Origin of the sequence: Winogradskyella marincola (assembly GCF_029624125.1) — a bacterium.
In the GTDB taxonomy this organism is placed as follows: domain Bacteria; phylum Bacteroidota; class Bacteroidia; order Flavobacteriales; family Flavobacteriaceae; genus Winogradskyella; species Winogradskyella marincola.
On the sequence record NZ_JARSBN010000003.1, the window covers coordinates 437,466 to 459,234 of the forward strand.

13 protein-coding genes are annotated in these 21,769 nt (G+C 33.8%); 8 read left to right on the top strand and 5 right to left on the bottom strand.

The features are described from left to right. From P7122_RS07605 to P7122_RS07625, 5 genes are all read left to right on the top strand, one after another. A partial coding sequence (locus P7122_RS07605) for a cell envelope integrity TolA family protein (RefSeq protein ID WP_496196796.1) occupies positions 1-1,174 on the top strand: 1,174 nt, incomplete at its 5' end. Positions 1,175-1,240: 66 nt separating this feature from the next. Beyond that, the gene (locus P7122_RS07610; protein ID WP_278005183.1) at positions 1,241-9,463 is read left to right on the top strand and encodes a T9SS type B sorting domain-containing protein; all 8,223 of its coding nucleotides are present in this window, start codon (positions 1,241-1,243) and stop codon (positions 9,461-9,463) included. Positions 9,464-9,495: 32 nt separating this feature from the next. After that, positions 9,496-10,485 carry a PorP/SprF family type IX secretion system membrane protein gene (locus P7122_RS07615; RefSeq protein ID WP_278005184.1) on the top strand — a complete coding sequence of 330 codons (990 nt, stop codon included), beginning with the start codon at positions 9,496-9,498 and terminating at the stop codon, positions 10,483-10,485. A gap of 145 nt (positions 10,486-10,630) precedes the next feature. Beyond that, positions 10,631-11,446 (top strand): DUF1853 family protein, encoded by an 816-nt coding sequence (locus P7122_RS07620; protein WP_278005185.1) that lies wholly within the window; start codon positions 10,631-10,633, stop codon positions 11,444-11,446. Beyond that, positions 11,447-12,007, top strand: coding sequence for a pseudouridine synthase (locus P7122_RS07625; RefSeq protein ID WP_278005186.1), 561 nt, complete (start codon positions 11,447-11,449; stop codon positions 12,005-12,007). It abuts the gene before it with no gap. Here the strand turns inward: P7122_RS07625 and P7122_RS07630 are convergent. Together P7122_RS07630 and P7122_RS07635 are read right to left on the bottom strand one after the other, a co-directional pair. Then, positions 11,997-12,737: a hypothetical protein gene (locus tag P7122_RS07630; RefSeq protein WP_278005187.1), complete on the bottom strand. Its 741-nt coding sequence runs from the start codon at positions 12,735-12,737 to the stop codon at positions 11,997-11,999. The two genes, P7122_RS07625 and P7122_RS07630, sit on opposite strands and share 11 nt — an antisense overlap. A 97-nt stretch (positions 12,738-12,834) precedes the next feature. Beyond that, positions 12,835-14,343 (bottom strand): DEAD/DEAH box helicase, encoded by a 1,509-nt coding sequence (locus P7122_RS07635; protein ID WP_278005188.1) that lies wholly within the window; start codon positions 14,341-14,343, stop codon positions 12,835-12,837. Positions 14,344-14,489: 146 nt separating this feature from the next. Here P7122_RS07635 and P7122_RS07640 point away from each other — a divergent pair, with 146 nt between their 5' ends. Then, positions 14,490-15,056 (top strand): ExbD/TolR family protein, encoded by a 567-nt coding sequence (locus tag P7122_RS07640; RefSeq protein WP_278005189.1) that lies wholly within the window; start codon positions 14,490-14,492, stop codon positions 15,054-15,056. Here the strand turns inward: P7122_RS07640 and P7122_RS07645 are convergent. From P7122_RS07645 to P7122_RS07655, 3 genes are all read right to left on the bottom strand, one after another. Continuing rightward, entirely contained in the window at positions 15,053-15,403 is a 351-nt protein-coding gene (locus P7122_RS07645; RefSeq protein ID WP_278005243.1) for a 3D domain-containing protein, read from the bottom strand. The genes P7122_RS07640 and P7122_RS07645 overlap by 4 nt on opposite strands. 460 nt (positions 15,404-15,863) lie before the next feature. Continuing rightward, on the bottom strand, positions 15,864-18,173 hold the full coding sequence (locus P7122_RS07650) for a T9SS type A sorting domain-containing protein (RefSeq protein WP_278005190.1): 2,310 nt from the start codon (positions 18,171-18,173) through the stop codon (positions 15,864-15,866). Between the two features lie 164 nt (positions 18,174-18,337). Beyond that, positions 18,338-20,338 (bottom strand): alpha-ketoacid dehydrogenase subunit alpha/beta, encoded by a 2,001-nt coding sequence (locus P7122_RS07655; protein ID WP_278005191.1) that lies wholly within the window; start codon positions 20,336-20,338, stop codon positions 18,338-18,340. A gap of 146 nt (positions 20,339-20,484) precedes the next feature. On the opposite strand from P7122_RS07655, the gene P7122_RS07660 reads away from it, so the two are divergent. Beyond that, entirely contained in the window at positions 20,485-21,435 is a 951-nt protein-coding gene (locus tag P7122_RS07660) for an isopenicillin N synthase family dioxygenase (RefSeq protein WP_278005192.1), read from the top strand. After that, positions 21,435-21,767 (top strand): translation initiation factor, encoded by a 333-nt coding sequence (locus P7122_RS07665; RefSeq protein WP_278005193.1) that lies wholly within the window; start codon positions 21,435-21,437, stop codon positions 21,765-21,767. Before P7122_RS07660 ends, P7122_RS07665 begins: the two co-directional genes overlap by 1 nt. The last annotated feature ends 2 nt before the right edge of the window (positions 21,768-21,769 follow it).

The window sequence follows — 21,769 nt, forward strand, 5'->3', positions numbered from 1 at the left end:
TAGACTATTGGCCGAACAACAAGCTAAAGAAGAGGCAGAAAGAAAAGCGCAACAAGAAGCTGAAGCTAGAGCTAAACAATTGGCTGAGCAAAAAGCTAAAGAAGAAGCTGAAGCTAAAGCCAAGGAGCAACAATTAGCAGAACAAAAGGCTCGTGAAGAAGCAGCTGAAAAAGCTAGACTGTTGGCCGAACAAAAAGCTAAAGAAGAGGCAGAAAGAAAAGCGCAACAAGAAGTTGAAGCTAAACAATTGGCAGAGCAAAAAGCCAAAGAGGAAGCCGATGCTAAAGACGAGTTAATAGAAAATCCTAAAGATGAAATAGGAAAAACTATAGCTTCACTTACTAAAGATGCAGAATCAACTAACGCTCAACAAAATAAACTTTTAGAAGAGTTTGAAAAAATTGTTGACATAAAAGATGAGGATTTAAAAGATTTAAAAGAAGAAAACGATTTAAGTGATCAAGGTATTACTGTACAGCCAAAACCATTTAAAAGTGTCACTGCAGAAAATAACAAACTTAATGCTATAAAGTCTGATTTAGATGAAGTCATTAAATCACAAACAGAGAAAATAGATTCTTTAAATTCACTTTATGAAGAACGCTACAAGACTACAAAACTTGATGAAGTTAACTTGTTCTATAGAAAGAAAATAGAAAATTTAAAACTCAAGCAAGCTGAAGCAAAAACATTAAGATTACAGCTTAACAATAGATTAGAATTAATTAAGGAAGCAACAGAGTTTGAAAAGCGAAGACGAATTAAGCGTGCTGCTTTTGATAATGAACAAGATAGATATGCTCAAGATAGAGCAATGCTTCAAAATATAAAACGAACAACTAAACCAACAGAGACTGCTTACACATCAGATGATTTTGATTTTGGTCAACAACAGAGTGAAAACATTCAAATTTTGAAGAATGTTCGTCATACCGAAAGCGGTTACTATCTTATTATTGCTGTACACAGCGATATAAAAAAGAGAAATGAATTTATAACTAAAGTCATAGCTTCAGGACGTACTAATGTAGATTTCTTCTACGATGTTAACACTAGTAAATATTACATTTACTATAATAAATTTGATAGTATTAGTACAGCCAATAAAGCTATGGAAGATAAAGGAAATAGACCTTATAATGTAAAAATGTCCCTCGTAAAAATAGAAAATTAAATAAGTTAAGCCGTTCTTCTTACAGACTTTGCCCCAAGAATGTAAGAGGAAGTAAAACCTACTATCATGAAAAAACCTACTTTTTCAAGAGCATTAATAGTCGTACTGGCACTTTGCTTTGGCATGGTCAGTTATGCACAAAATTACGTGCCATTCACACCAAGATTTAATGAAGATTTAAAAGGAGACATTGTATTAATTGGGAATAATATTCTGGGTCCAAATAATGACGCATTTAACAATGGTAGTGTCTACAATCACAATGTTAATATGCAATATATAGACATTGATGGAGATGCTTCTACATTTAGCTCATCGAGTGCAGATTTAGAAATTCCAAACCCTAATTGTTACCGAATTATATATGCAGGCTTATATTGGGGAGCCGTAAATCCTGGTAGCGAACCCATAACCGAAGTTAAAATAAAAGGACCAACAGGTGCATATAATGATGTTACTGGTACTGTTATTTTTGAAGCAAACGGCTCATCAATTGATGGTGGAGATAGTTTTTCTTACGCTTGTTTTGCAGATGTTACAAATTTTGTAACCAGTTTTGGGTCTGGTGCCGATTTAGGTACATATACAGTAGCAAACGTATCATCTGGTGTTGGAGAAACTGCAAATTTCAACCCATACAACGGAACAGGTCAATCCGCAGGTTGGTCTCTTTTTATAGTTTATGAAGATCCAACACTTCCTGGAAAATCTATCACTAGTTTTGATGGTTTTAGCGCCATTAGTGTTCCTGGTGGAAATCCTAACTTAGATATTCCTGTTAATGGTTTTAGAACCGTTCCTGCTCCTGCTCCAGTAAGAGCTAATTTTGCTTTTGCTACGTTAGAAGGAGACAGTCCAATATTAGGAGATAGACTACGATTAAATGGTGTTAGTTTATCTACTACAGACCGTCCTGTGTCTAATTTTTTCAATAGTTCTGTAACACGATTGGATGCAACTCCGGTTACAAACCGAGTGCCTAATAGTACAAATACACTTGGTTTTGACACTGGTACAATTGCGATTCCTAATCCTGGAAACTCAGTAATAGCCAATGACGCAACGTCTGGTACAATTCGGTTAGAAACAAGTGGAGATACTTATTTTCCTTATTTCTTTGCTTTTGCTGTAGAAATCATTGAACCAGATATAGTACTTACTAAAATTGTTGAAGATGATGCTGGCAACGATATTGGTGGTCAATTGGTAGATCTTGGCGCTCAATTAAATTATGTCATAGGGTTTCAAAATGTCGGAAATGATAATGCTACTAATTTTCAGATTAGAGACATTTTACCAATCAATATTATTTACAACCATCCTACAGATTTAATTCTTCCTCCTGGTGTCACAGTTGCTAGTTACAATCCTGTAACTAGAGAGCTGGTTTTTGATATAGACAACTCTCTTGTTGAAGAAAATGATCCACAATATGAAATTCGAATTGAAGTACAAGTAGTAAATAGCTGTGGTGATCTGGCTGATGCGTGTTCAAATATTATCAACAACCAGGCTTATGCAACTTATAATGGATTTTATAATCCAACATTTCAGATTACAGATGATCCAAGTTTAAATAGCAATACAGGCTGTTTATTAACACCACAAGCAACTAACTTCTTAGCAGATTTAGATTGTGAATTTGTTGAAGAAATCATTCTTTGTGGTGATACTGTAGAGCTTACTGCTGCCAATGGTTATGATTCTTATGCTTGGTCTACAAGTCCAACAGGAACACCTGTTATTGGTAATACTCAAACTATTACAGTTGATGCAACTGGAACTTATTATTCATTCAATACTGCTGTTGCGCCTTGTCAATCTATAGAGCAAATTTATGAAGTTGAACTTTTTGGTGGTGATATTGAAAACCCAGTAATTCCTTATGCTGATGAAGTTGTAACTTGTCCTAATGATGGTAAATTATTACCTAACATTTTTCTTTGTGGTGCTGATGATTCAAGATTTATAGAAACAAATATATCTGATTCTATTTCTATAATCTGGGAACAATTAGACGAGTCTAGCTGTGCTGCTGTATCAGATCCAGATTGTGCTAACGAAGATGCTGCTTGTACTTGGAATGAAGTCGCTACAGGTGCAGATTTTCTAGCAAATGCTGCTGGTCAGTTTAGACTAACTATTAATTATCCTGGAGGTTGTTTCAACAGATTCTATTTTAATGTTTATCAAAACTTATTAGTACCAACTGTTGTTTCTACTGATATCATTTGTACAACTCAAGGTAGTATTACAGTTAACGATGTGCCTTCTGGATACGAGTTTAGTATCGATGGCACCAACTTTCAATCGAGTAATGTATTTACAGTAACAACACCTGGAACTTATCAAGTTTATGTAAGACAGATTGGTGTACCAACTAATCCTTGTATTTTCTCTGTTCCAGATGTTTTAATTAGAGAACGTGATTTTACAGTAACTTCTACAGTGTTTCAACCGCTTTGTTTTGGTGATAAAGGAAGCATACAACTCGCTGCTAATGATGTAGATCCACAATACACTTTTACATTAAGTGAAAACGGAACTGTGGTAAACACTGTTGGCCCAATAATAGAAAACACTTATGAGTTTGAAAACTTAAATCCAGGAACTTACACAGCAACAGTAGAAACTGAAAATGGATGTTTATACACCGAAGATGTTACTATTGTTGAGCCACCTTTATTAATGGTAACTGCTGCTGTAACAGTACCGTTAACCTGTACTGAAGGTGAAATTACTATTTATCCTGAAGGAGGAACACCCCCTTACTTCTACTTTATTAATGGTTATACAGATTTTCAAACTGTACCAGAAATTGTAGTGACTTCAGGAGGAACGTTTGATATACTTGTAGTTGACTCTAACAACTGTACTGCAACAACCACAATTTCTGTGGATGAAATTCCTGCACCAGAATTTAACGTAACATCAACAGATATTCTATGTGGTGGTACAGGAGATACTGGTACCATTACGATAAATGTTACCAATCCAAATGGAAATGCTATTGAGTATAGTATTGATGGCGGAACTACATTCTCTAACGCATCATTATTTACAGGTTTAGTTGCAGGAAATTACGACGTAGTTTTACAATACACGTCAGGTCCTTCGGTTTGTACAACAGATCCTCAAACTATAACTATAATTGAAAATGCAGCCATTTCTGGAACAGCAGAATTGTCAGCACCTTTTACTTGTAATGGCACTGGTGAGATAACTGTAACAAGCGTATCTGGTGGAAATCCTCCTTATGAATACAGTATAGATGGTGTTAATTTTCAAACCAGTAATGTATTCACAGGCTTAACACAAGGTACATATACCATTACTATTAGCGATACTAATATTTGTACAGCTGTTACAAACACTATTACTATAGATGCTTTAAATCCTCCAACAGACATGGATTTTACTAGTACTCCTGTAACCTGTCCTGCATTAACTAGCGATGTTACAATATCTAATGTTGTTGGCGGAAATGGTACTTTAGAATATCAAATTATAGCTCCAGCCTCTGCTGCAACAGCATATCAAACTTCAAATGTGTTTACTGGTCTTGCACCAGATACGTATACGTTTCAGGTAAGAGATGAAAATGATTGTACCTATAACGAATCTTATACTATAGATCCTATCCCAAGTCCAACTATAAATGTTGTACTTACTGAAACTTTAGACTGTACTGCAACTCCTGATGCTGAATTAACAGGAACCATTACAGGTACTGCTCCTTACACTTATGAAGTTTCTATTAATGGAGCAGCTTATAGTGCTTTAGGAAGTACTCCTTCAACATTTACTTATAATACTGCTACAGCAGGTACATATCAATTCCAAGTGACGGATGCGAATGGTTGTACTGCTGAATCTGGTATTATAACGGTAAACCCAATTTCACCACCTGCTTTTAGTGCAGTTGTTGAAAGTCAACCTATACTTTGTAATGGAGATGCAAATGGTTCTATAGACATTACTATAGATACTACTGTTGGTACTCCGCCATTTACTATAAATGTGAATAATGATACCACAGGAACGGATTACGGTACACAAACATCTGGTTTAACTGCTGGTACATATACCATCACAATAACTGATGCCAATTCATGTTCTACAACTGAAACTATAACTCTTTCTGAGCCAGATGCCATCACTTTCGATTTAAGTAAAGTAGATATTACATGTAATAATCCTGGAGGTTCTTCTTTAGGTTCTATTACCGTTGAAAATGTTGCTGGTGGTACTGCGCCATTTACCTATTTTATTTCTAACAATTTTGGTGATGTTATTCCTGGCAACCCATATAATGCGACTTCAAATGAAGATCATACATTCAATATTATTAACTATGGAAATTATACTGTTAATGTAGTAGATGCTAATGGTTGTAGTTTGTCTCAACAAATAACGATGGCTTCACCTCCATCAGATTTAATTATTAATGTTAATATTTCTGTACCAGATTGTACAACAGGTGGTACTGCTGAAGTTACTGCTGTATCAGCTGTAGGTAGTGGTAGTTATGAGTTCGGAATTTTAGAATTCAATACAATTCCATATACAACAAGTTATTTACCACCAGATACACCAGGTGGAGATACTAGAACGTTTACCAACTTGATTCCAGGTGTGGTTTATACCTTTGTTGTTCATGATTTAGTGACAGATTGTTACTTTGTAAAATCTGCAGATGCAGCTATAGATCCTGCTTCTACCCTAACTTCTACTGTAGCTCCAAACAATGTTACATGTCTTGGTGCAGCTGATGGAAGTGTGACCTTTACAATAGATAATTTTGATAGCACAACAACCTCTGTTGATTACACCATCTATTCAGCTTATGATAATCAATTGGTAGATGGACCAAACACTATTGCGGTAACATTTGGTACTCCTGAAACGGTTACAACTCCAAACCCAGGAACATTATCACCTGGTCAATATTACTTAGTGTTTACAGAAAATGGTTCTGGTTCTTTTAATGGTTGTGAAACTGCTTCACAAATATTCGAAATTCTTGAATCTCCTGTAGCTTTGGATTTAACAGTTTCTGTTGATCAAAACGCTAATTGTAATCCAAACTCTGGTGTTATTAGTGCCATAGGACAAAATGGAACGGCACCATATCAATATCAAATTACAACTACTGCTACTGCTCCACTAGCTACTGATGCTGGTTGGGATGTTTCAAGTGTATTTAATGTCGATGCTGGTACTTACTACATTCATGTTTTAGATGCTTATGGATGTATTGTAACAAGTCCTGCTAGCATTGTTGATATGGATGACTCACCTCAAATATCAGCTTCAGTAACTAATGCTTGTGAGCTACAAGATGGTGATTATGAAATTGTAGTAAACTTAGACACACCAAGTACTGCACCATATAGTTTTAGTATAGATGGAGGTGCTTTTCAAACACAGTCTGCACCTTTCACAATCTCTAATGTATTTGCAGGTACACATACTATAGAAATTCAAGATGCTAATGGTTGTTCTGATTTGGTAACTATTGATGTTGCTGAACCAATCGATGTTGTTGCAGATGTTACTGCAATGCCGTCTTGTAATAATGATGATGGTGAAATTACAGTAACAGGTTCTGGTGGTTCTGGTACTTATGCTTATAGTATTTCTCCTAGTCCTGCTTCAGTAAGTTTATCTGGTAACATCTTTACTGGTGTACCTTCAGGTATTTATACAATTACAATTACGGATACGGTATTGTCTTGTACTTCTGAAACTACAATTTCAGTAAGCGAGCCAACTTCACCGCAATTTACATTAACATCTGATAGTGTGACGTGTTTTGGTGATAATACTGGGACATTCGAGATTAACATCACAAACTTTACAGGTGCTTATACCTATGAAGTATTTGATAGTGTTGGTACATCTGTTACAGGTATTGTAAATGCTAACACAGCTACAAATCCATTGACGGTAACAGGTATGGAAGCTGGTAGTTTTGATGTTGTAATCACTCAAACAGATTTCCCATATTGTTCTAATTCAGGAAGTGTGGTTATAAGTTCTCCGCAAGAGGCTTTGACTTTAAATCTAGTTGAATCTTCAAACGTAACATGTACTGATAGTGAAGGTACAATAACAGCTATTGCAGATGGTGGTTGGGGCAATTACGAATATGAATTAACAGGTGATGCTACAGTTGCTTTTTCTTCAAATAATGTATTCGAAAATTTATCAGCTGGTACATACACAGTAAATGTTAGAGATGCTGAAGGTTGTTTTGCTTCAGAAACAATAATCCTTAGTTTACCTGATCCAATTACAGCAACATTTACGCCAAGTACCACTGTTTTAGATTGTTTTGGCGATCAGAATGCAAGTATAACTGTAGATATGGTTTCTGGTGGACAAGGCAGCAACTATGTATATACTTTAAATACTATTGCACCTGTTGCAAGTTCTTCTGGTCCACAAACGTCTAACGTGTTTAACGATTTAGGAGCAGGAACTTACACAGTAACTATAACTGATGGTTTTGACTGTGAAATGACGTCTCTTGAAATTGAAATAGAAAACCCTACTCCACTTGATGTTAATTTAGTAAGAACAACAACACAAACGTGTTTAACTGAATCTACATTAACGCTTAGTGCCTCTGGTGGCACAGGACCATACGAGTATAGTAGCACTGTTGATTTTACAACAGTTATAGGAAGTTTTGCGTCTTCAACAACGTTCTCAGTTCCTGAAGGTACTTATAACTACTACGTGAGAGATGCTAACGGTTGTATTTCTAACGTATCTAACGATATTACAGTTGATCCATTACCTGAGTTAGTAATAAATCTAGAATCTTCTAATCCTACTATTAATTGTGCTGGTGACAATACTGGATCAATTTTAGCCACAGCTCAAGGTGGATTAGGAGATTATAGTTACACGCTTCAAGATACATCAGGTGCAACTATAAATGCGACTCAAAATACACCTGGATATTTTACAGAATTAGTAGCAGGTGATTATTTGGTCCTGGTAGAAAGTGGAGATTGTGAAGTAACTTCTGCACCAATATCAATTACTGAGCCTACAACAGCATTAGACGCAACTATTGACGTTAATAACATTACATGTGCTGGAAGCAATAATGGCTCTGTAATCGTTTCTGCTACTGGTGGAACAGGTACAATTCAATATGCAATTTCACCACAATTAAATCAGTTTTTTGAAACCAATACTTTTGAAAACCTTTCTGCTGGTGAGTACACTTTAATTGTTCAAGATCAATTGGGTTGTTATTTAACGTTCGATTTTACAATTGTAGATCCAGAGCCAGTAATTATTACAATATTACCAGATGCTTTCTTCCCAGAATTGTGTGCTGGTGATGGTGATGGAGAATTTAGTATTGAAATAGATGGTGGAAATCTACCATACAGTGTAAGTCTTGATAGTTATGAAGGTCCTTATACAACAGGAAGTGCAACACAAACGGTATTCGATTTTACCAATCTTGAAGGAGGTGATCATATCGTTTATGTTAGAGATGCTCAAGGTTGTGAATCTGAATGGAACATCACGTTCCCTGAGCCTATAGTCTTTAATCCTGAAATTACTTTAGAATATACCTGTGAGAATAATGCGCAAAGTAATATGGTAACTGTAATACTTGATGTATCTGATGAAGAATTATCAGAGTTTGATTATTCTTTGGATGGTGGAGACTATCAATTAAGTAATCTGTTTGAAAATGTGCCTGTAGGAACAGGACATTATATAGACGTAAGACATACTAATGGATGTATCCAAAGAACAGAATTGTTTGATATTGAAGGTTATGAGCCTATTGGTTTAACCTTGGCTGAAGGTGAGCTTAATGAAATCATAGCAAGTGCTACTGGTGGAACTGGAGATTACACCTTTACCATGAATGATGAAAACTATGGAAGCACAAACACATATAATATTACTGAAACTGGTGTCTATGTTGTAACGGTTACAGATAGCGCTGGATGTACTGCTGAAGCAGAAATTGAACTAGAATTTGTTGGACCATGTATACCTAATTGGTTTACACCAAATGGTGATGGCGAATATGATACTTGGGCTCCTGGTTGTGTGGACAACTACCCTAACTTAACCTTCGATATTTTTGACCGTTATGGTCGTAAAATAGCAACCTACAGAGTTGGTGAAGTTTGGGATGGCAGATACAATGGTCACGAATTACCTACTGGTGACTACTGGTTTGTTGTACAAACTAACGACCCAAATGTGAATAAAGAATTTGTTGGCCACTTTACGCTATACAGATAAGCCCCTTAATCTAATGAACTAAACCTAATAAGATGAAAAGAATTTTAACATATATAGTTTTCCTTACTATAGCGCAAGGCTTTAGTCAAGAGCTCAACTTACCAGTTTGGACACAATACTTGGCTGATAATGATTTTGTAATTTCACCAACCTATGCTGGTATTGGAGACAATTTAAAAATTAGAGCAAACGGATTAACGCAATGGGTTGGAATTAAAGATGCTCCAGATAATCAATCGATTTATGCAGATTTTAGAATATCTAATCGTTCAGGAATTGGAGTATCTGCATACAATGATAAAAATGGTAACACACGCCAAAAAGGTCTTAAGTTATCTTTTGCGCATCACTTAATTTTAGATTGGAAATCTAAACAGTACTTATCCCTTGGTTTATCATATAACATCAATAATTTTAGAATTGATATTGAAAACTTTAATACTACGTATGAAATTCCAATTTTAGATCCTGCTATTAATGGAGATAGAGCTGTTAGCAATAACAACTTTGATGCTGGTTTGCTTTACCGATGGAAAGATTTCTATCTAAGCTTTAACGCAAACAATATTATCTCAAAAGACATTGAAGATTTTACAGGAGGTATTGAGCCACGTTTATTATTAAACTATCAAGTTTATTCTGGTTATGTATATACACCTAAGCACAATAAATATGTGGAGTTTGAACCATCTGTTTTCTTTCAGTTTTTTGATAGTGATAATCGTTCTGCAACAGACCTTAATTTTAAGTACAGAAAGTTTAACAGAAATGGAGACTACTATTGGATTGGTGCTTCGTATCGTTTCTTAAACGATCAGTTTTTAGATCCTTTAAACCTTGGCCCTATGGCTGGTATACTTCATAACAAGCTATATTTTGCATACTCATACCAATTAACATTCAACGATTTATCTGGTTACAATTCAGGTACACATGTTGTAACGATTGGTCTTAACTTAATGCAAAGTGCCAGTAATTGTCCATGTACAAAAGGTAGTAGTCAGAGTTACTACAGATTATAAAGTTCATTATTTTCTTATATAAAAAGCCACGACTACATATCGTGGCTTTTATTTTTTTAAATCTAAAAATAGAATTCAATCTAAGTCAGTTTTAACGATGGTTTCTATAATTTTGTACCTCTTTTAAAGATATAAATAACATTTTTTGGCTGAAAGTTTAGATTTTAAAGATAGATTTATTGGTTTTCAAAACACAGCTCTTTTATGGAATATTAATTCTGTAAAATCACTGGTTCAGTTTTCTATTTTATCTACTCAACAAGAATTCTGTAACAATACAATTCAAAAGAAATTAAGATTAGGAAAGTGGATTGAAGTATTTACTCTATTTCAGTTACAACAAATGGATACTGTTGAAATTCTGGCAGAAAACCTTCAGATTAAAAACAACAAACAAACTATTGGAGAAATTGATTTACTATTGCTTCAGAATGAATTACCTATTCATTTAGAAATCGCATATAAATTTTACTTGTTTGATGATTCACAAACGTATTTAAATCCTTTAGATTACTGGATTGGTCCAAACCGAAATGATAGTTTATCGCTTAAACTACAAAAATTAAAGGACAAACAATTGCCTTTACTGCACAAACCAGAAACGAAAACGGTATTAAAAACATTGGGTTATGAAAGTCATCAATTTGAACAGTTTGTTAATTTTAAAGCTCAATTATTTTTGCCGTACCATAATCAAAACATAGCTTTCGACACATTAAACAAAGCCTGTATTAAAGGGTTTTATATACATTTTAATGAGATAAAATTATTCAGAAGTTATCAATTTTATATTCCAAATAAACTAGACTGGTTGGTAGAACCAAAACTTGATGTAAATTGGCTAAGCTATAACGAAGCTGTTAATGTCATTGAAAGGTTTATGACAAAAAAACAATCACCTCTTTGCTGGTTAAAGGACAAAAATAATCAGCTTTCAAAATGCTTTATAACTTGGTGGTAAATGGAGAACGCATATTACAAAATATACAAGCCTTATGGTTATTTGAGTCAGTTTGTGAACAACCAAAACAGACGAAAAAACAAAAAACTATTATCTGAAATTTATAACCTTTCTGAGAGTATCATGGCCGTTGGAAGATTGGATGAAAAATCTGAAGGTTTATTATTGCTTACAACAGATGGTAAATTTAGTAATCATATAACCAGCTCTAAAATTGAAAAGGAATACCATGTTATGGTTGATGGGTTAATTACTAATGAGCAGATTGAAATTTTAAAAGGAGGTGTAGAAATTTCTGTAAACGGAAAACCTTACCATACAAAACCTTGTATTGCAGAATTACTAAAAGATACATCGCACATTGTTGAGCGCTTTGTTCGTGATGAAAAACACGGTCCTACATCTTGGTTAAAAATTACTTTGAAAGAAGGCAAGTTTAGACAAGTACGAAAAATGACTGCTAAAATAGGATTTCCTACACTGAGATTGGTACGTGTAAGAATTGGAAATTATTACTTAGAGAATATGAAACCTAAAGACATTAAAACCATTAGTTATTAGAAGCAGTTTCTTCTTTTTCTGATGCTTTTTCTTCTTCTGTTTTAGGTTTTATAACCGTTTTTTCATTGTTGAATACAATGATGGCCTTAACACCTGTTAACAAATTCCATTCTTTAGAAGAAATTTCTTTGCCTTGATCGTCATATACGATAAACTCAGCTGTATTAGGACCTGATTCTCCTTGATTTAAAGCTGTTATTTCAACAGTGTTTTTACCTTGAATTAAGTCTACTTCTACCCTTCTGTAGCTACTGGTTAAAACCAAGTTTTGATTAACAACTAATCCATTTATAGAAATACTTACACGATCTCCATCAGGATATTCGTGGTCTCTGCAAATTATATTTACAAATTTGGTATCTACACGATGTTCTCCTAAGAACTGGTCGGACATGGTTTTAACCACACCTCCTTTTTCCAGATCTTTTGACCATCGCTTTTCATATATTTCAGCAGGACTTTTAAGGCCGTCTTGCTCTGTCATAGAAAACGGCTTGTCAGACTTTTTAATGATAAACTTCTTTTTTTCATCATCCTTACCGCTTGTTTTATCTTCTTCTTTATCAAGCTTTGGCGCTACTTTTATCTTTGTAGGTAAAGAGTCTTTTTTGGTTTTAGCAGGTTCTGCAGGAATACGTATAGTTTTATTCTCCTTATCTGTTACTTGAGAAAATGCAACAGAAAAAGTGAGAAAGCTAAATAAGAGTAATATGTGTCTAAAAATTTTCACTAAAATTTAGATGAGTTACTGGTTATAAACTTGTGGTACAAAAACCATACCTACTTCAAAATAAACGTATAAAAATGTAATTCCTTACAAAAAAACGTTAAAACTTACCATTAAAGCTAATGCGTAATTTACGGTTATACTCTTCAAACAACCAATCTTTATAATTATCTGTACTATTCATTATACAGTAACAATATTGTTTTATACGGTAAGCAATTTCATCTTGAAGTAACTTAACAAGGTCTCTTGCGTCGTACACATCTTCACTATTTTCTATACAAATTTGCGAATGTTGCGCTATAGATCTTTCGATAACCGCAAAAGACTTTTTTCCTGAATTTATTACATCTTTATATTCCGTTTTTACATCAAATTCTAGATTGTCAGAATTTTTAAGCTTTGTTTTTAAAGTGTCTGGCATAACATATACAAAATCTCGCTCTAAGGCTTCATCGTCTATTATGTTTTCAAGATATAAATCTGGATATTTAAAAATGTGTTGCCAATCTACAGGCTGACTCCATGGTCCAAAACGAGAGATATTGTTTCCTAAATCTATAACCTGAAACGTTTTTCTGTCTTTGTATATACGACTACCACGACCAATCATCTGAAAATATAATGTTAACGACCTTGTAGCTCTATTAAGAATTATAGACTCTACAGAAGGCTCATCAAAACCTGTAGTTAGTATACTTACAGAAGACAACACAGCATCTGGTGTGTTCTTAAACCACTTAAGAATATCTTTTCGTTCTTGCTTACTGGCTGTATTATCTAAATGCTGAACGTTATAACCCGCTTTTTTAAACGTATAATATACTTCCTTTGAAGTATAGATACCATTGTTAAAGATTAAGGTTTTTTTGCCTTTTGCCAACTCTTCATAAGCTGTAAGCAATTTGGTTTGCATTAAAGAATTAGTGTATAAAGCCTCAGAAGATTTTACAGTATAATCTCCATTAATACCAATTTTTAATGAGGTTAAACCAACATCGTAATGGTATACATCTGCACTTGCCAAAAATCCATTACTTATTAAAGTAGATATATCATCGCCAACTATAAGTTTATCATAGTTGTCTTTCATAGGCAGCTTAATGTTACTACTTAACGGAGTTGCTGTAACACCAAGAATGAAGCAATGTTCAAAGAATTTAAAGAGTTTCCGAAAAGAGTTATAGTGAGCTTCATCTATAATAACTAATCCTACATTTTTTAGTTGAAAATCGTTATCAGACAAACGGTTATTTAAAGTCTCAACCATGGCTACAAAACACTGATATTCATCTTGGTCAGGTAGTGTTTTAACCTTACTGTTTATGACCTTATTTTTTACATTAAAACCAGAAAGTACATTAGACGTTTGCTTACACAACTCAATTCTGTGGGTAAGAATTACTACTTTTTTTTGGTGTTTTTCTACATAACGTCTAACGATTTCAGAAAAGATAACCGTTTTACCACCACCTGTAGGTAATTGATATAGCAGATTAAAATTATTTGCTTCTTCTGCCATAACATCAAAAATGCGATACAAATCTTTGACTTGATAATCGTATAACCTCTTTTCTGATGTAGTATCCTTAATGATGTTTGTAGACATATAGCAAATTCGCTCAAACGTTAATTTTGCAAAAATAACATATTGTAAGTGTTTTTGTTATGAATTGTTAATAACCTTTAACAAGAATGGTATTGTTCTTGTGATTAAGAAAATATTAACATTTTAAATAAATAAATAAATAAATTATGAAATCATTTCGAAGACATTCTGCGACGGTCAACGCAGGATCTATGGCAGACATTGCCTTTCTGTTACTCATTTTCTTTTTAGTAACAACGACCATTTCTGCAGACAAAGGGATATTACGACAATTGCCAAGCGATTGTCCCAATATTGAAGAGTGTATAAAAGACATCAATGAACGAAATCTGTTAAGAATAGAATTAAACCATAAACAAGAAATCTTTATTGAAGGAGACGTTGTAACCCTCAACGAAGTTAAAAACATCGTTAAAGCTTTTGTTGACAACAATGGTGCATCGGATTGTGATTATTGCACAGGCGAACAACTAGCGGAATCATCTGATCATCCCAGAGAGGCTGTGGTTTCATTAAGCCATGATGCTTTAACAAAGTATGAGTTGTTTATTTCTGTACAAGATGAAATTACAAAGGCTTATTATGACTTAAGAGCAAGATATATTGAAAATGAATTCAATAAAACTCCAAACCAAATTACAGATAATGAGTTTAAAATTGTAAAGGAAGTATATCCTTTTATAGTATCTGAAGTTATGGTTAAAAGAGACTAATGCAATGAGTCTTTAGCTTGAATGCAGTATTCAATGTTTAGCTTTTTTTTGCCCCATTTCTTTGCTTTATGTACATCTTTACCCATGTAAATATCAATGCGCTTTCGCCAACGTCTATTCATTTTATCTTTTACTGTAAAAAGGCTATCAAAGCCTTCAATTTTTACTTGGGTATTATGTACTAAACCAGAATCTATTAAATCTCTAGATACAGCAATATATCTTAATCCAGGTACTAAGCTATCTCCAAAAGCTGTAATATTAGGATGGGAATTGGTTTGGTATGCAAGAGAATTGTAAGCTGTAGCAGTAACCTCAAAAGATTTTGAAGTACACTTTTCTTCTATCGTCTTAGAACAAGATAAAAATACAAGACAACCAATTAGTATAACTGCTTTTTTGCTCACAAAATAAAGATACACATAAAGTTAAAAACTGTTAAACTGTAACCTGTTAATTATTAAGGGTGTAACATTTTTATTTTTTGGTCGTCTATTAAGTGTAATCAATTAAAAAACAAAAATCATGAGAACTTTAAACAACAATCAATTAACAAGTACAACTACAGAATCAAGAAGCTATACTTGGAACAGCAAGAGACGTTATAGATAACAACGCTATCATCATCAATCATTAAAAATCAAACAATTATGAAAACACTGTCTAAAATCGTCAATACATCTAATAGTTTAGATGATGACTTAGAAAACATTAAATTATGAATTGGATTCATCACCCAAAAGCATTGAAATAAAAAAACCAACACTTCAATTGTGTTGGTTTTTTTTATCTTATAAATTGTAGTGATTAATCCTTTACAATTTTTTGAGTTAAACTTCTAGAACCAGAAGTAAGCTTTATAAAGTAAACACCACTTTGATACTGAGACATATTTACAGAATGCGAAGTTGTATTAGCATTAAAAGTTCCTTTAGACATCTGTTGACCTAAAGCATTAAACATTTCATAACGTACATCTTCGTTTATAGTATTAAATATAACATTAAGATTATTATTTACAGGATTAGGATAAAAATCTACGACATTCTCCAAACTATAATCATCTATACTTAAAGCATCTTTAGCTGTAAAAGTAACAGACTCAGAGTTACCAAAGTTACCACCAGATATAATAACATTTCCATTTTCATCTTCTAAGCTATAAGATCCATTTCCCCAACTACAGCATATTCCGTCTCCATAAGCATCAAAAATTGAAAAACTATAACACTCATCTAGAGTTGGTATTGGGATGATTTCTTGGTAAGTAGAATTATTAGCATAATCAGTTGCAGGACCATTAGCAATTATAGTATTATTGCTATCTAATAATTGCCAAGTTGTTTCATTTCCATAGTTATCTGTTGTTACGTTAAGTACCACTTCGGTAGTAGTGTATGACGGAGCTATATCAAAATCTAAAGTAAATACATCGTTAGCTGTGTTTTCATCAGCAACACCATTAGGGTTAGATACAGAAACATTAAATGTATGGGTACCAACGGCTAAATCTGTGTAAGATGGTGCAGCTACAACAACCTGTGAATCGTTAGATAAAGAACCTGTCCAGTTAACAACTGTCTCTGGTCCACCATCCAAAGAATAAGTTATTGTTGCAGAATTAATAGCTAAACTTCCTCTATTAACTAATGCTACCTCTGGTGTAAAATCAGTATAGCAAGCATTATTACCTCCTGAAGCTAAAACTACAGATGCATCGTTATTATAAATTGGGAAATAGTTTATACTAACAGCTCCTGTATTAGTTGGGTCTAACCAGTCACTTAACCTGCTAGACGCAGAACTACCATATCCCCAAGCAACACCAAATCGTCCATAAAAATCAGGTTGACCATTATTGCTCGTACCATTACAAGCTGCTGCACCACCCGAAAGCACACCAATTAAGCGCCCATCTTGATTAAATAAACCAGATCCTGAAGACCCTTGTTCTGTAACACCCAATTCCCACTCAGAAATAAACCACATTTGAGTATTAGCATTTCCATTGAAAGATATTGCTTGTCTAGTAGCACCATCATCATCTCTACAAACTTTTTGTATATCTCCACTTGGATGATGAATACCAAAGTTAAGAGCTGGTACTTGTGTTGTAGATCTATTCCATCCAACCCAAACCACATCTGGGTTGTTATTAAAAAAACTTGCATCAGTAATTTCAACCAACTCCATATCAGACTGAGAACTATTAGCTCTTAATATAGAGCCACTCACCGTTTGGTTAAAAGAGCCATTTGGGCTACTTGTAACTGTAGAACACGAAGGGTTTGGACTTCTCCAGTTAAACCTAAAGGCCCAACCTGCTTCTCCACCACCACAGTGATTAGCTGTCATAAAATAAGGTGTACCATCATTGCTAGTGTTGTTTATAAGAGTTCCAGAACAAAATCCTGTACTTCCTGTAACTAACATAGCAGATGCTCTTTTTATTTTTTCTTTTACATTGTCTAAATCATAAGGATCTGCACCAGGAGGTGTAATGTCGCAGTCTACGTCTTGATTACAAGATCCTGAATCATTAAGTGCTTTTTGATACATCGCTGCTGTTCTGTATCCATGCACAACAGAACCTACAGTTAATTTTGCTTCACCAACAGCATTTGCAGGCTCATAATACTCTATCCAGGCTTTATCACCAGTTACCAACCAGGTTCCTAGCACCTCTTCTGGATTATTATTGTTATGAGTAAAAGGTCTTAATAAATCATCCTTTTCATCATTGTAAACATAAAGTTTTGCGCCTTCAGGTAATTTAAATACATCAAACATAAAATTAATAGATGTCGCATTTTCTGAATAATAAGACATTCTCCAAATTTTATCTCCATTGCTTAAAGTTGTCCATACTCCAACTTCATTAAAATCATGGTCTACATAAATATCATGGCCAAATCTCCAAGGCTTAGACTTATTCTTATCATTAATTATATCTTCCTCATGTAGCTTTTTTAAATCAAACGAAGCTAGTTTATGAGCTTTAACATTGGGTAAGTTGGTCATATTCCAACTTGGTGGCTTTACATCTTCAGGAATAATTTGTGCAAAAGAAATCACTGAAGTCATAAGAAGTGTAACTAGAAGTAGTTTTGTTTTCATGTGAAAAATTTTATTTAGAATATGTAAAAATAAGGTTCTATTTTTATCTAGCGAGCAATATAATTATCAATTAATATCCAATCGACCAAAAGCAATTTTAATCGACAACAAGATATTTCAATGTAAAAAATAATGACAACAGATGTAGCGAACTGGTTATGTAACTAGTAATTTAAAAGTTCTTTTAAAGCACTTTCAAATTTTCCTTTAGCTAAATACTGTTGTTCTAATTGTGGTGCAAACGGAATTGGTGTTTCCATACTCGCTACACGCTTTACAGGCGCATCTAAATACTCAAAGCACTCTTCCATTAGCATTGCAGAAATATCACTCGCAATACCACCAAACATACTATCTTCTTGTAGAATAATAGCTTTTCCTGTCTTTTTTACAGAGTTTAAAATTGCTTCTTTATCTAAGGGTTGAAGTGTTCTTAGATCTAATAAATCAGCGGAAATATTTGAGTTATTTTCTAAAGTCTCTAAAGCCCAATGTACGCCAGATCCATATGTAATAATTGTAACTGCTTCACCTTCTTTTAGTAGTGCCGCTTTACCAAAAGGCAAAGTGTAATAATCTGTTGGTACATCTTGTCTTATACTTCTATATAAAGCTTTATGCTCAAAGAACAAAACTGGGTTTGGATCATTAATAGCATTAGCTAACAGACCTTTAGCATCATAAGGAAATGCAGGATAAACTACCTTAAGTCCTGGAGTCTTGGTAAACCAAGCTTCATTGGTTTGCGAATGAAAAGGACCTGCTGCAACACCTGCACCACAAGGCATTCTAACCACAACATCTGCTTGCTGCTCCCAGCGATAGTGCGATTTTGCTAAATAATTTACTATAGGATTAAAACCTGATGTTACAAAATCAGAAAATTGCATTTCTACAACAGCTTTCATACCTGCTATAGATAAACCCATACCAGCTTCAACTATTGCAGATTCGCATATTGGTGTATTTCTTACTCTATCTTTACCAAATTGTTCTACAAAACCTTCTGTAATTTTAAATACACCTCCGTACTCAGCAATATCTTGACCCATAATTACTAAGTCATCATGCTTTTCCATTGACTGCTTTAAACCTTCAGAAATGGCATCAACTAGACGTAGCTCTTTCACTTCAGGACCAGGCTTACAACCCTTATAATCAAATGATTTGTATATGTCATTTAACTCGTTAGTTTCACTTGGTATAATTTCAGATTCTGCATAAGCAGACTCAAGCGAAGCATCAATATCAGCTTTTATTTCAGCAACATATTTATCATCAATTTCAGCTGATAATATTTTTTTACTAAACAAGTAGCTTCTAAAATTTTCTATTGGGTCTTTAGCTTCCCATTCTTCCATTAATTCTTGTGGTACATATTTAGTACCACTAGCTTCTTCATGGCCACGACGTCTAAATGTTTTAAACTCAATTAATATAGGCCTTGGACGTTTTCTAATACTTTCTGCTAGTTTTTTTACTTTAGAATACGTTTCAATAATATTATTTCCATCTATAATAAAAGACTCAATACCGTAACCTTTGCCTCTATCTGCTAAATGTTTACAGAAATACTGCTCATTTGTAGGAGTAGACAAACCATAACCATTATTTTCTATACAGAAAATTACTGGCAATTGCCATACAGAAGCTACATTTAGCGCTTCATGAAAGTCTCCTTCACTTGTTCCACCTTCACCTGTAAAAACTGCTGTAACTTCTTCTTTGTTTTTTAAAAGATTTGCTAAAGCAATACCATCGGCCACACCTAGTTGTGGTCCTAAATGAGAAATCATACCTACAATATTGTATTCTTGTGTTCCAAAATGAAACGAACGATCTCTACCTTTTGTAAAACCACTAGATTTTCCTTGCCATTGGCAAAATAAGCGATGAAGCGGAATTTCTCTAGTTGTAAAAACACCAAGATTTCTATGCATTGGCAAAATATATTCGCTTGGTTTTAAAGCCATTGTTACACCAACCGAGATTGCCTCTTGCCCAATACCAGAAAACCACTTAGATATTTTGCCTTGTCTAAGCAGTATTAACATTTTTTCCTCTATTAGTCGAGGTCTCAACATGTTATAATAAAGTTTTAATAATACTTTATCACTTAAATTGCGCTTATCGTACTCTATGATGCTTTTGGTTATGGTTGGCATATGTTATAAATTCTAATGCTTCAAATGTAAATAAAATGCATCAAAATTATATAATCTACTTTGTAAATGTATTTACATCATAATTATAATTTACTACTATTTCGTTACTTTTGTATATTGACTTAATTTTTTAAAATAAAATTCCTATGGATAGAATACCTAGCGTAGATTTAAAGGATTTCCTTTCAGAAGACCCAAATAGAAAACAAAAATTTATTGATGAAATTGGTAAAGCATATCAAGACATAGGTTTTGTAGCTTTAAAAGGACATTTTTTAGATGATGAATTAGTAGATAGACTTTATGCTGAAGTAAAAAACTTTTTTGAATTACCGCTTGAGGTTAAAGAAAGTTATGAAATACCTGGTATTGGCGGTCAAAGAGGTTATGTGTCTTTTGGAAAAGAAAGTGCTAAAGGAAAAAAAGAAGGTGACTTAAAAGAGTTTTGGCATTTTGGACAATATGTTGAAGATGATGAAGAGCGTAAAAAAGAATATCCTGCAAATGTTGAAGTAAAAGAGCTTCCAGAATTTAATAAAGTAGGAAAAGAAACCTATCAAATGCTAGAGAAGACAGCTAAATATGTGTTACGCGCACTAGCATTACATCTAGATTTAGAAGAAACTTATTTTGATAATTACATACACAATGGTAATTCTATTTTAAGACCAATTCATTACCCTCCAATTACTCAAGAACCTAAAAATGCTGTAAGAGCTGCTGCTCATGGAGACATTAATCTTATTACACTTTTAATGGGAGCTCAAGGTAGAGGTTTACAAGTGCAAAGACATGATGGCGAATGGTTAGATGCTATAGCAGAACCAGACGAATTAATGATAAATGTTGGAGATATGCTATCCAGACACTCTAATAACAAATTAAAATCTACAATACACCGTGTTGTAAATCCACCTAGAGAACTTTGGGGAACATCGCGCTACTCTATTCCTTTCTTTATGCATCCAATTAGCGAAATGAAACTGGATGTATTAGACAGTTGTGTTGACGAAGACAACCCTAAATTATATGAAGACATCTCAGCTGGCGAATTTTTAAATGAGCGTTTAATTGAACTTGGATTGATTAAAAAATAATGGACCTGCAAGATCAATTAAAAAATCTATTTCCAGATCACGTTCCGGAACCTTCTAATGATGATAATAGTGAAACAAAAAGTAACATTTGGTTACAGGATGATCCTATTATTTGCAAGTACGAAAAACGAAAAGGAAAACCAATAACCATTCTCGAAGGTTATACTGGTGCAACTGAAGACTTTAAAAAGCTTGCAAAAGAGCTAAAAACCAAACTAAGTGTTGGTGGCAGTTTTAAGGATGATAAAATTATTATTCAGGGAGATTATAGAGACAAAATAATGACCCTTCTCAAAGAAAAAGGTTTTAATGTAAAACGCGTTGGAGGCTAATC

Coding starts and splice junctions, on each gene's coding strand:
- P7122_RS07615 (WP_278005184.1), top strand. CDS start 9,496: ATGAAAAGAATTTTAACATATATAGTTTTCCTTACTATAGCGCAAGGC.
- P7122_RS07640 (WP_278005189.1), top strand. CDS start 14,490: ATGAAATCATTTCGAAGACATTCTGCGACGGTCAACGCAGGATCTATG.
- P7122_RS07650 (WP_278005190.1), bottom strand. CDS start 18,173: ATGAAAACAAAACTACTTCTAGTTACACTTCTTATGACTTCAGTGATT.
- P7122_RS07625 (WP_278005186.1), top strand. CDS start 11,447: ATGGAGAACGCATATTACAAAATATACAAGCCTTATGGTTATTTGAGT.
- P7122_RS07610 (WP_278005183.1), top strand. CDS start 1,241: ATGAAAAAACCTACTTTTTCAAGAGCATTAATAGTCGTACTGGCACTT.
- P7122_RS07660 (WP_278005192.1), top strand. CDS start 20,485: ATGGATAGAATACCTAGCGTAGATTTAAAGGATTTCCTTTCAGAAGAC.
- P7122_RS07635 (WP_278005188.1), bottom strand. CDS start 14,343: ATGTCTACAAACATCATTAAGGATACTACATCAGAAAAGAGGTTATAC.
- P7122_RS07665 (WP_278005193.1), top strand. CDS start 21,435: ATGGACCTGCAAGATCAATTAAAAAATCTATTTCCAGATCACGTTCCG.
- P7122_RS07655 (WP_278005191.1), bottom strand. CDS start 20,338: ATGCCAACCATAACCAAAAGCATCATAGAGTACGATAAGCGCAATTTA.